Source organism: Streptomyces sp. NPDC059009 (assembly GCF_042740175.1).
Taxonomy (GTDB): Bacteria; Actinomycetota; Actinomycetes; order Streptomycetales; family Streptomycetaceae; genus Streptomyces.
Map to the genome: position 1 here is coordinate 42423 of NZ_JBHYJB010000039.1, position 12970 is coordinate 55392.

The 12970-nt window shown below is 73.2% G+C and carries 5 protein-coding genes; 4 read left to right on the forward strand and 1 reads right to left on the reverse strand.

Features of this window, described 5'->3' with window-relative positions; all coding sequences use genetic code 11:
• Positions 1–75 precede the first annotated feature (75 nt).
• Positions 76–759, reverse strand: a complete 684-nt coding sequence (locus ACFWYM_RS32775; protein ID WP_384845637.1) for a ScbR family autoregulator-binding transcription factor — start codon at positions 757–759, stop codon at positions 76–78.
• Between the two features lie 459 nt (positions 760–1218).
• Here ACFWYM_RS32775 and ACFWYM_RS32780 point away from each other — a divergent pair, with 459 nt between their 5' ends.
• From ACFWYM_RS32780 to ACFWYM_RS32795, 4 genes are all read left to right on the forward strand, one after another.
• Positions 1219–2229: a streptomycin biosynthesis protein gene (locus ACFWYM_RS32780; protein WP_384845639.1), complete on the forward strand. Its 1011-nt coding sequence runs from the start codon at positions 1219–1221 to the stop codon at positions 2227–2229.
• Positions 2230–2424: 195 nt separating this feature from the next.
• Entirely contained in the window at positions 2425–3207 is a 783-nt protein-coding gene (locus ACFWYM_RS32785; protein WP_384845641.1) for a thioesterase II family protein, read from the forward strand.
• Positions 3207–7151, forward strand: coding sequence for an SDR family NAD(P)-dependent oxidoreductase (locus tag ACFWYM_RS32790; protein ID WP_384845643.1), 3945 nt, complete (start codon positions 3207–3209; stop codon positions 7149–7151). Before ACFWYM_RS32785 ends, ACFWYM_RS32790 begins: the two co-directional genes overlap by 1 nt.
• Positions 7152–7468: 317 nt before the next feature.
• Positions 7469–12970 (forward strand): amino acid adenylation domain-containing protein, encoded by a 5502-nt coding sequence (locus ACFWYM_RS32795; RefSeq protein ID WP_384845645.1) that lies wholly within the window; start codon positions 7469–7471, stop codon positions 12968–12970.

Consider the following 12970-nt stretch of genomic DNA (forward strand, 5'->3'; position numbering starts at 1 on the left):
GGGAGCAAGGAACAGGGACGGCACGGGACGGGCCGGTGCGCGTGAGTGGTCGACGCGCCCCGGCCCGTCCTGCCGTCAGCCGCTGAACAGGTGCTCGGGCAGCGGGCGCACGACGGGGCTGCCCGGCCCGGGGAAGGGCGTCCTGAACTCGGCGTGGTCCGGGACCAGGGAGCGCAGCGCCTCGGGCGTGACCAGGCAGGGCAGCACGAGGTCCCAGAACCCGTCGATCCGGTGGGCGGAGAGCCAGTCGGTGTTCCTGCGGCCGAGCCGCTCGAAGCCGGTGGCCACCGCCATCACGACGGTCACCACGTCCCGTTGGGAGACGTGCGCGGCGAGCTGGCCCTCGGTGGCGGCCCGGTTCACGAGGCGCCGGACGCAGCTCTGCCACTCCCCGCGCAGATTCACCGCGGAGTCGTGTGCGTCGTCACCGCTCAGCTGGAGCCCGGCGCGGGGCACGACGTCCTCGCGCAGCAGCCGGCCCAGGGCGTGCGTGGTGCGGACCAGCCGCTGCAGGGCGGTCCCGCCCGGCAGTTGGGCCGCCCGGGCCGTGCGGCGCAGGGCCACGGCCGCCGTCTCCTCGACCGCGGCGGCCACCGCCGCCTTGTGCTCGAAGTGGAAGTGCAGCGCCCCGGCGCTGACTCCTGCGCCCGCGCTGATGTCCGCGAGGCGTGCCTGGATGAATCCGTGGCGCTCGAACTCCTCGGCCGCGGTGCGGACGAGGGAGCGGCGGGTGCGCACGGCGCGTTCCTGCTTCAACACCGGAGGCTCCTCGGGTGGCGGTTCCCGTGCCCGGGCCGCGCCTCGGTCTGCCGGGACGGTTCGGACGGCCGGCCGCACCCGGGGGATGGTGCTGGCCGACCGTTCTTGCGAACACTGTACGGCCATACGTACGTCGTGCGCAAGAGCGCACGTCGTACGGTCTGGCAAACCAGGAAACCGGTATGTTTTGATCATCTCGCTACCGACACAGGGCGCCCCGTCTTCGCATGGCCGTCCCCTGTTCCGTGTGGTCACACCAGCTCCCGCAGCCGTGTTCCCCGTCCCCCGGGCGCGGCTGCGGGCGTTTTCCCCTGGTCCAAGGGCCGGGCGTGCGCGGCGCGCGAGCCGCGCGAAACAGGCCACAAAGGGCTCGAAAAAAAACCCGCGCACTGGTATTTTTCGTGGACGGGTTGCTACGGCCCTGGCCGACTGGCCTTGAACCACGGGGGAGGGTGAGTGATGAGTCTCGATCTGGTTCCAGCCACGTCCGCGACCGTGACCGCCGAGTGCGGCGCCCCGGCCGCCGGGGGGCGCGCCGCGGTGGCGCTGGACGCACTGCTGCCCGCCGACTCGCCGCGGGTCGACGGCGAGAACCTCGAACACGTCCGTGCGCTCGCGCAGTTGGAGCGCGCGCTGCCGCCGATCCTGGTGCACCGCGCGACCATGCGCGTCGTCGACGGCATGCACCGGCTGCGCGCCGCACGGCTACGCGGGGACGAGTCCATCGAGGCCGAGTTCTTCGAGGGCGGCGAGGAGGATGTCTTCGCCCTCGCGGTGCGGCTGAACGTCGACAGCGGGCTGCCGCTGTCGCAGGCCGACCGCACGGCCGCCACCACCCGCATCCTGCGGGCCCATCTCACCTGGTCGGACCGGCGCATCGCCGCCATCACCGGCCTGGCCGCCAGCACCGTCGCCGCGATCCGGCGCCGTTCGACCGGCGGAAGCGAGCAGTCGAACGCACGAGTGGGGCGTGACGGCAGGGTGCGGCCGCTGCGGGCGGCCGACGGGCGCCGCCGCGCCGGCCAGATCATCGCCGCCAACCCCGGTGCGTCGCTGCGCGAGATCGCCGGGCGGGCCGGCATCGCGCCCGCGACCGCCAAGGACGTACGGGACCGCATCCGGCAGGGACTCGACCCCGTGCCCACCCGCTGTCACACCCCCAAGGAGCGGCTGCCCGTCACGGCTGCCCGCCGGCCGGTGGAGCGGGACATCTCCCGTGTCCCCGCCCGCGTCGCCGCCGCGCTCGGTCCGCTCCTGCCGAACATGCGCAAGGACCCCTCGCTGCGCACCGACTCCGGGCGGCTGCTGCTGCAGCTGCTCAGCCTCCACTCCATCGGCGACGAGGCGAAGTGGCGCCGGCTCGCGCAGAGCGTGCCCGGCCACCGCACCGCCGCGCTCGTCCAGGCCGCGCGGCGCTGCGCCGACCACTGGCTGCGGTTCGCCGACGAGCTGGAGACGCGACGTATGTGACCTCCTTTCCGACGGCCGGTGGGCTGCCGCGAGAAGGCGGCGGAACCTTTTTGCGCACGTGCCACCCGAGTTGATCGTCACCCCCGTGAAATCCGGTTCATGAATTCACCGGACGGGCGTTTTTTCCGCAGGCGAACTTCCGTGAGGCAATTCGCTTTTCGCATTCGTAAGAACCTGATTATGAGGTGTGAGCGCATGACCGTGGACAGCGCGGACCTGGTCGCCGAGACCCCCTGGATATGGCGGGCCAGGCGCCCCGAAGCCCGCCATCGCCTGATCTGCTTCCCGCACGCGGGCGCCGGTGCGGGCGCCTATGCCGAGTGGGCCGAACTGGTCCCGTCCGACATCGAGTTGGTGGCCGTGCAGCTGCCCGGCCGACAGAACCGGATCGCCGAGGACCCGGCCACCAAGGTCGCCCCGCTGGTGAAGGTGCTCGCCCAGGCGCTGCGTCCCGTGTTCGACGGGCCGTTCTCGTTCTTCGGGCACTCCGGCGGCGCGATCCTCGCCTACGAGGTCGCCAAGGCCCTGCACGCCAAGGGCGGCCCGCAGCCGGCGCACCTGTTCCTGTCCGCCCAGCCCGCGCCCGGCACCCTGCACCGCGTCCGGCGGCTGCACGACCTCACCGACGAGGAGCTGACCGCCGAGGTCGTCTCGCTCGGCGGCATCGAGCAGGAGATCGCCGACGACGAGGACGTCATGGAGTCGCTCCTGGAGACCCTGCGGGCCGACTTCACGCTGTGGGAGAACCACACGGTCGCCGCGGGCGCCCCGCTCGACAGCCCCATCACCGTGATCAGCGGCGACGACGACCCGCGCGCCCCCCTCGACACCCTGCAGGGCTGGGGCGAGCTCACCAACGCCTCCTTCGACCTGCGCCTGTTCGACGGCGGGCACTTCTACTTCCTCGGCCAGGCCGCCGAGCTGGTCGACTTCATCAGCCGGACGCTGCCGGCGCCGCAGACGGCAGGGAGCAAGTGATGGCGATGTCCGAAGCGTACGAATCGCTCGACCAGGCCCGGGTGCAGGGGCTCGCCGCGCGGGCCCGCACCGTGCCGGGGGTCCGCGAGGCCGTGGCCGTCGTGCGCCAGGGCGCCCGCGCCGCGGCCCCCGCCGCCGCCTCCGAGGAGGCGCAGCCCGCCGCTCCCGCTGAGCAGGCCGCCCCGGCCAAGGACCCGGCGCCGGTCGCGCGCATCCGTACCGACGCGCCGTCCTCCAAGATCGACGGCGGTGAGCTGCGCATCCCCGAGGGCGCGCCCGTCACCCTGCAGGCCGCGCTGAAGGAAGCCGCCGAACTCGCCCCGGAGAAGGGCACCATCTATCTGCGCGCGGGCAGCGAGCCCGACATGCAGACCTATCCCGAGCTGCTCGCCGAGGCCCAGCGGGTCCTCGGCGGACTGCGGAGCGCGGGCCTGGAGCCCGGGGACGCGGCGCTGTTCCAGTTCGACGACCACCGCGCCTACATGACCGCCTTCTGGGCGTGCATCCTCGGCGGGTTCGTGCCGACCCCGGTCGCCGTCGCCACCACCTACGCCGCGCCCAACGAGTCCAACCGCAAGCTGCGCGGCGCCTGGGACCTGCTCGACCACCCCGTCGTGCTCACCGACGAGGCGACCGCGCCCGCGCTCACCGAGGTCCGCGAGCTGTGGGGCGAGTCGACGGTGCGCATCCTCACCGTCGAGCAGCTCCTGGAGCACGCGCCCGACACCGCCTGGTACGCGACCACGGGGGACTCCCCGGTCATCAACCTGCTCACCTCGGGCAGCACCGGCATGCCCAAGTGCGTCCAGCACGCCAACCACTCGGTGGCGCACCGCGCGTGGGCCGTCGCCCAGGGCCGGGGCTACACGTCCGACGACGTCAGCCTCATCTGGATGCCGCTCGACCACGTCACGATGGTCTACTTCAACGTCCGCGACATGTTCCTGCGCTGCCTGCACGTCAACGGCCGCATCAACGACGTGCTCGGCGACCCGCTGCGCTGGCTCGACTGGCTCGACCAGTACGGGGCCACCAACACCTGGGCGCCCAACTTCGCGTTCAACCTCGTCAACGAGTACGCGGAGGAGATCGGCAAGCGCTCCTGGGACCTCTCCCACGTCAAGGAGCTCGACAACGCGGGCGAGCCCGTCATCGCCGCCACCAGCCACCGCTTCGCCGAACTCCTCGCCCCGCACGGCCTGCCCGCCGACGCCGTCATGCCGGTGTGGGGCATGTCGGAGACCTGCTCGGGCGTCACCTACGCCACCCAGAACCGCGACGACCACACCGCGGGCACCGTCGTCGTCGCCCCGTCCTCCTTCGAGGGCGAGCTGCGCATCCTCGACCAGTCGAGCCTGGGCGGCCCGGACGCGGTGTCCTTCTCCACCGTCGGCAGGCCGCTGCCCGGCGTGACCATCCGCGTCGTCGACGACAAGGGCAACCTGCTGCCCCAGGGCCGCATCGGCGAGCTGCAGATCCGCGGCGTCACGATCATGACCGGCTACTACGGCAACGCCGAGGCCAACCGCGAGTCGTTCACGGCCGACGGCTGGTTCCGCACCGGTGACCTCGCCTTCGTCCACGACGGCGAACTGGTGATCGCGGGCCGCAAGAAGGACCAGATCATCGTGCGCGGCGCCAACTTCGTCGCCCACGAGCTGGAGAGCCTGGTCGAGCAGGTCGACGGGGTCCGCGTCACCTTCTCCGCGGCCGCCGGGGTCAGCGAGCCCGGCGAGGGCTCCGACCGGCTGGTCATCTTCTTCGTGCCGGCCCGCTGGGACCAGGCGTCGCTCGACCAGACCTTCCAGGACGTGCGCGCCACCCTCGTACGGGAAGCGGGCATCGCCCCCGACCTGCTCGTGCCGGTCGCCGAGGCCGACTTCCCCAAGACCGCGAGCGGCAAGATCCAGCGGGCCGCCCTGGTGAAGGCCCTCAAGGCCGGGGAGTTCGACGACCAGATCCAGAAGGACGCGGAGCCGGAGGCCGAAACCGCCCCGCCCACCTGGTACTTCGAGCGCCAGTGGGCCCAGCTGCCCGACGCCGTCGCGCGCACCGCCGATGGCCAGACCCGGCTCCACTTCGACACCGACTGCGGCCCCCGCGTCGTCTTCGCCGAGGCGGAGCACCTGCCGCTGCTCGGCCTGGCCGACGAGCAGGTCGTGGTGGTCGGCCGGGGCGAGGCGTTCGCCGAGCAGGAGCCCGACCACTACCGGGTCGTGCCGGGCGACGCCGACCATGTGCGCCGGGTCCTCGCCGAGGTCACCGCGGTCTACGGGCGGCTGCACTCCGTCGTGTTCGCCTGGAGCCTGCCCGGCTCCGACGGCACCACCGCGCCCGCCGACCGGCTCGAGGCCACCAGCAAGGAGGTCACCGCCGTCATCCAGGCCCTCGCCGACGGCACCTACGGCCACCCGCTGCTGCTCGTCCTCACCCAGGGAGCCGTCCACGTCCAGGACGGCGACACCCTGGACCTGGGCACCTGCGCCCTGCCCGGCCTGATCCGCACCGCCGTCGCCGAGCTGCCCAAGGAGACCATCCGCCAGCTCGACCTGCCCGCCGCCACCGACCAGTGGTCCGCCGCCCTCCGCGCCGAACTGGCCGACCCCACCCACTCCGGAGTGGTCGCCGCCCGTGCCGGCAAGCGCTGGCAGCCGCGCCTTCGCCCGGTCGACGAGGCCGACGCGAACGGCGCCCCGCCCGTGAAGACCGGCGGCCTGTACCTGGTCACCGGCGGACTCGGCGGCATCGCCAGCGACCTGGCCGGCTACCTCCTGGCCGGCTACGGACTGAGCATGCTCCTGGTGGGCCGCTCCGAGCCGCAGGGCGAGAAGGCCGAACGGCTGCAGGACCTCTCCGACTTCGGGTCCGTGCTCTACCGGCAGCTGGATGTCGCCGACGCCGAGGCCCTGGAGGCCGCGGTCACCGAGGCCGAGGAGCACTTCGGCCGGAGCCTGGACGGCGTGCTGCACCTGGCGGCCGCCGACCCCACCTCGCAGTGGAAGAACCTCGAGGACCACGCCCTGGTCCGCGAGACGCACGACACCTTCGTCGACCTGTACCACGCGCGGGTGCGCGGCACCCTCGCCGTCGGCCGGGTCCTGGAGGACAGGCCGGACGCCTCCCTCGTGCTGTTCGGTTCGGTCAACGGCGAGTTCGGCGGCCACTCCTTCGGCGCCTACTCGGCGGCCAGCGCCTTCCTGGTGGGCTTCGCCGACCACTGGCGCCACGACCGCGGCCGCGATGTGCAATGCCTCGCCTGGTCCATGTGGACCGGCGTCGGCGTCAACAAGAGCCAGTCCGCCGAACCGGCACGCCTGCGCGGCTACCGGGCCATCGACCCCGAGACCGGCCTGCGGCTCTTCCTCACCGCGGCGGGTCTGGAGCAGCACTACCTGATGGTCGGGCTCGACCCCGAGAACCCGCAGATCCAGGCCGAGTTGGCGCCCGGCGAGCTGAGCGCCCGCGAGGTCGTGCTCGCCTACACCGCCGACGGCATCGACCCCAAGACGGTGCAGACCGCCCTGGGCGACGCGCTGACCGGCATCCCCGTACCGGTGCGCCTGGTGGAGGTGACCCGCATCCCCACCGATGCGAACGGCGCCGTCGACACCACGCAGCTCCTCATCGACGCCAGCCCCAAGCGGGCCGGTGCCCGCAAGGAGCACGTGGCGCCCGAGGGAGCGGTGGAGCAGGCCATTGCCGGGATCTGGACCGACGTCCTCAACCAGCCGGCCATCGGCCGCGACGACTCCTTCTTCGACGTGGGCGGCAACTCGCTGCGCGCCACCCGCCTGCTGGCGCGCATCACCGACACCTTCGGGGTGCGGCTGACCACCAACGAGCTGTACGAGACGCCGACGGTGGCCGGGATCGCCGAGGCGCTCGCCGCGGCCGGTGCCGCCGCGGCGGGAGTGCCGGAGACCGAGGTGATCGCCGCCGGCTGACCCTGGCTCGGCCCGGACCGCGGCGGGGCCGCGGGCCGGGCCGGATCGGGAGCCCTGGGACCCGTATCCACCGGACAGGGAAACCGGAAAGAGAAATTCCCCGGCGATATTCCGACTCGGTTATCCGGGCAACTTTCCAGCCATTCCGGGCGGTCGCCCCGATCAACCGCCCGGCCCGCCATCCGATATCCATCGAGCAAACAACTGTCCATTTTTCGTTGCCACTTGAACGCATTGTGAGGCGATCGAAGCGCTGCTTATCGTCCAGACGTTCCTTGTTTTTCAAGCACCCGAAACCCCCCGATAGGAGCAGGACGTTGACGCGTGACGCCTTCACATCGGACCTGGACGCCCGGCAGTGGCCCTCCGTGCTGCTGCCCACGGACCGCCCGCGCACCGCGGACAGACCGGCGGGGCCGACGGCCGTGGAGCGCGCCCCGCTGGAACTGCCGCTGCCCGCCGCCGGGATCGGCCGTGAGGAGCTGCTGCTCGCCGGGTTCGCCGCGCTGCTGCACCGCTACACCGCCCAGGACCTGATCGCGTTCGTCCGCACCGGCGGCACGGGCCGCGCCGGGCAGGTGCGCCACGAGGTGACCGGCACCGCCACACTGCGGGAGCTCGCCGAGGCGGCGACCGTCGCGCCCGCCGCCGCACCGGGACCCGTGTCGCTGCACTTCGCCGCGGCCGGCGAGGACACCGCCGTGCCCGCCGACCGTGAGATCCACCTCGTCGTGCGGGCCGGCACCGACGGGCCCGGCGCGCTGGAACTCCACTACGACGCCGAACTGTTCGGGCAGCACACGGCCGCACGGCTGCTCGCCCACTACACGACGCTCCTCGAGGACGCCGTGCGCGACCCCGGCCGCGACGTCGCCCACCTGAAGCTCCTCACCGGCGCCGAGCTGCACCGCCAGCTGGTCGAGTGGAACGACACCCACGCCGACGTCGACCACGGCGTGCTCCTGCACGAGGCGTTCCAGGCGCGGGTCGCCGAGGCGCCCGACGCGATCGCCTACGTCCACGACGGCGTCCGCACCACCTACCGCGAGCTCAACGAGCGCGCCAACCGGCTCGCCCACCGGCTGCGCTCCCTCGGGGTCGGCCCCGACACCCGCGTCGGGCTGCTCCTGGAGCGCTCCCCGGAACTCGTCATCGGCATCTGGGCCACCCTCAAGGCGGGCGGCGCCTATGTGCCGCTCGACCCCGAGTACCCGGCCGAGCGGATCGCGTCGATGGTCGAGGGCACCCGGTGCGCGGTCACCATCAGCCGCCGCGACCTGGTGGACGGCGCCGACGACAGCGGCATGCTGTTCCTGGAGCGCGAGCAGGACGTGTGCGCCGACTGGCCCGCGCACGACCCGGAGATCAACGCCGAGCCGCACCACCTCTGCTACATCATCCACACCTCCGGCTCGACGGGGCGTCCCAAGCCGATCGCCCTGCACCACCGGGGCGTGATGAACAACCTCATCGACGTCAACGGCCAGTTCGGCACCGGCCGCGGCGACGCCGTCCTGACCCTGTCGTCGCCCAGCTTCGACCTGTCCTGCCTGGACTACCTGGGGCTGTTCGTCGCCGGTGCCACCCTGCTGATCCCGTCGGCCGCGCGCGTCAAGGACCCCTCGCACTGGGTCGAACTGGTGCGCGCTGAGAACGCCACGCTGTGGAACTCGGCGCCCGCCCTCCTGGAGCTGTTCGTCGACAACCTCGAACAGACCGGCTCCGGACCCGTCACCTCCATCCGCAACATCATCAGCGGCGGCGACTGGATGCCGGTGCCGCTGCCGGACCGGGTCCGCTCCCATCTGCCCAACCTGGACAGGTTCCTGGTGTGCGGCGGCGCCGCCGAGGCGTCCATCTACACCACGCTGTACGACATCCACGAGGTCGACCCGGCCTGGTCGAGCATCCCGTACGGCGTCGCGATGATGAACCAGCACCTGTACGTCCTCGACGACAACCTGCAGCCCGTGCCGCCCGGCGTCACCGGCGAGCTGTGCCTCGGCGGCATCGGCGTCGCCCGCGAGTACCTCGACCGGCCCGACCTGACCGGGCCCCGGTTCGTCCAGTGGAGCCACAGCTGGGAGGGCGGCGAGGTCCACGACCGGATCTACCGCACCGGCGACATGGCCCGCTGGTTCAACGACGGCCGCGACGGCCTCGTGGAGTTCCTGGGCCGCCGCGACTTCCAGGTCAAGATCAACGGACACCGGGTGGAGCTCGGCGAGATCGAGACCGTGCTGCGCTCGCACCCCACCGTGCAGGCCACGGCCGTCACCGCGCACGCCGGCAAGCTGGTCGGCTACGTCGTCGCCGAGGACGGCCAGGCGGCCGACCCCGCCGAACTGACCGCGCTTGCCGCGCAGAAGCTGCCCGCGTTCATGGTCCCCTCGACCGTCCTCGTCCTCGACCAGCTGCCGCTCACCCCCAACGGCAAGGTCGACCGCAAGAACCTGCCCGAGCCGCAGGCCGCACAGACCGGCGCCTACCGGGCCCCCGGCACCGCCGAGGAGACCACCCTGTGCGCCGTCTTCGCCGATGTCCTCGACGTCGAACGGGTCGGCCTCGACGACGACTTCCTCGCGCTCGGCGGCGACAGCATCCGCGCCGTGCGCGTCGTCACCCGCGCCCGGGTCCAGGGCCTTGAGGTCACCGCCCGGGAGGTCCTCCAGTCCCGCACCGTCGCCGAGCTCGCCCCCCTCGCCCGGCACGCCGACACGAGCGCGCCCACCGGCGCCGACGCCGCCACCGGGCCGCTGCTCACCCCCGGCGACGACCTCGCCGCCCGCTACCCGGGCCTCGCCGACGTCTGGCCGCTGACCCCGATGCAGTCCGGGATGCTCTTCGAGTCGCAGCTGAGCGAATCGAACTTCGACGCCTATCACGTCCAGACCGTCTTCCGGTTCGACGGACCCGTCGACCCGGCCCGGATGCGCGCCGCCGGGCAGGCCCTGCTCGACCGGCACACCGCCCTGCGCACCGCGTTCGTCACCGGCGACGACGACCGGCTCGTCCAACTCGTCCTCGACGGCGTCCAGTTGCCCTGGCACGACCTCGATGTCAGCGGCCTCGACGAGCAGGAGCGCGAGCGGACGGTTGCCGCGTACCTCGCCGACGACCACAACCGCCACTTCGACCAGACCACGCCGCCGCTGCTGCGCCTGACCCTCGTCAAGCGGGCGGCCGACTGCTTCGACCTGGTCCTGACCATCCACCACGCCCTGTTCGACGGCTGGTCCGAGCCGCTGCTCCTGCTCGACCTGCTGCGCCTGTACGCCGCCGACGGCGACGGGGCCGCGCTGCCCGCACCGCGCGGCTTCCGCGACTACCTCGCCTGGCTGACCGGCCAGGACCGCGAGGAGTCCGCCCGCGCCTGGGCCGCGGAGCTCGCCGGGGTCGACGAGGCCACCCGCATCGCCCCGCACGCCAAGCCCGCCGCCGACACCAGCGCCTACGGCGAGGTCACCGTCGCGCTGCCCGCCGACGAGGCCCGCCTGCTGCAGCGGCGCGGCGCCGAACTCGGCGTCACCGTCAACACGTTGGCGCAGGGCGCCTGGGCGCTGCTGCTCGGCGAGCTCACCGGCCGCGACGACGTCGTCTTCGGCGCCACCGTCGCCGGGCGGCCCGCCGGTCTGATCGGCGTCGAGTCGATGGTCGGCCTGTTCATCAACACCGTGCCCGTACGGGTGCGGTACGCGGCCGACGACACCGTCGCCGACGTGCTCACCGGACTGCAGGCCCGGCAGACCGCGCTGCTCGACCACCACCACCACAGCCTCAGCGACCTCCACGAGGCGCTCGGCGTGGACGCCCTGTTCGACACGATGGTGGTCTTCCAGTCGTATCCGATCGACCGGAGCGAACTGGACCGGGCGGGCGAGGCGGCCGGCATCACCCTCGCCGGACGCACCGAGACCAGCGGCAGCAACTACCCGCTGACCCTCATCGTCACCTCCGACCCCGACCTCGGCTTCACCCTCCAGTACCAGCCGCACCTGTTCGCCGAGCGGGCCGCGGCCGACATCGCCGAGCGGTATCTGGCGGTGCTGCGCGCCCTGTTCGCCGACACCGGCAAGGACGTCGCCTCCGCCGGCGTCCTGCCGCGGCCCGCGCCCCAGCAGACACCGGCGCTGCCCGCGACCACCGTCCCGGCGCTGTTCGCGCAGCACGTGGCGGCCCTGCCGGACACCGAGGTCGTCGTCGGCGGCACGACATGGACGTACGCGGAACTCGACGCGCGCGCCAACCGCGTCGCCCACCGCCTCATCGCCGACGGGATCGGCGCCGGAGCGCTCGTCGGGATCGACCTCGGCGCGGACCACTCGGACCTGCTGCCCGCCGTGCTCGGCGTCCTCAAGTCCGGTGCCGCGTACACCCTGAGCGACCCGGCCGGGCACGGACCGCAGGGCCCGGCACCCGCCCTGGTCCTGACCAGCGCCGACACCGCCGACGCCACCCCCGACACCGACCCCGCCGGCCGGCCCGGCCGGGCCGGGGCCGCGGCGCAGGTGACGTACACGGACGGCGAGCGCGTCGAGGTCACGCACGGCGGTCTCGTCACCGCCGCCCTCGACACGGCCCGCACCGCGGGCGTCGGACCCGGCTCCCGCACCCTCGTCCTGCTCGCCGGCGACGCCGACGCCACGGTGCGCGCGGCCCTGGTCGCGCTGTGCACGGGCGCGAACGTGGAGATCGGCTCGAAGGAGGTGGGGGAGTGGCACGGCGACGTCGTCACCACCACCCCGGCGCTCCTGGCCGATCTGCTGATCCACGAGGTCGGGGCGCCGACGGCCGGCACGGTCGTGCTGACCGGTGCCGTGCCCACCGGCTCCCTGGTGCGCCGCGCCCGCGGCGCGCTGCCCGGCACCCGCATCGTCACCGTGTACGGCACGGCCGACGCGCCCGCCGCGCTCAGCCACGTCGTCCCGGCGGACCAGGACTGGACCGGCGTCGGGGCGGTGCCCCTCGGCCGGCCGCAGTCGGCGGTCTGGCGGGCCCATGTGCTCGCGCCGGGGCTGCGGCCCGTACCGGACGGTGTCGCGGGTGCGCTGTACCTCGCGGGGCCGCTCGCCGCGGACACCCCGAACACGGTCGAGGACCCGTTCACGCCGGGGTCGCGGATGGTGCGCACCGCTGTGGTCGCGCGCCTGGACTCAGCGGGCCGGGTCGTCGCCCTCGGGACCGCCGGGCCGCGGCTCATGGTGCGCGGCCGCCCCGTCTACGCCGCCGAGATCGAGGACACCCTCGCCGCCCACCCGGACGTGGCGCAGGCGGCGGTCGTCGTCGACCCGGCCGCGCAGCCGGGCGCCCGCCTCCTCGCGTACGTCGTCCCGGACGGGACCGGCGACGCCGGGCAGGACCAACTGGCCGACGTGCTCAGGGAGTTCGTGGCCCGTCTCCTTCCGGCGGCGTCCGTCCCCGAGGCGTTCGTCACCGTGCCACGGCTGCCGCTGACCTCGGCCGGACTCATAGACCCCACCGCACTGCCCGCCTCGGGCACGGACCCCACGGGCGCCAAGGCCCCGGCGGGACGTGCGCCGCGCACCGATCGCGAACGGGACCTGTGCGCCCTCTTCGCGGACGTGCTCGGCATCGACGCGATCAGCATCGACGACGACTTCTTCGCGCTCGGCGTGAACTCGCTGAAGGCGACCCGCATCAAGGGCCGCATCCGGCGCACGCTCGGGCTCGACGTCACGATGCGCACCCTTTTCCAGCATTCCACCATCGCCGACCTGTCGGACCGACTGGACAGCGCGGGGGGGACCGGCCGGCCGAGCGCCGCCAGGCCACGACTGCGCAAGATGAACAAGGAGTAG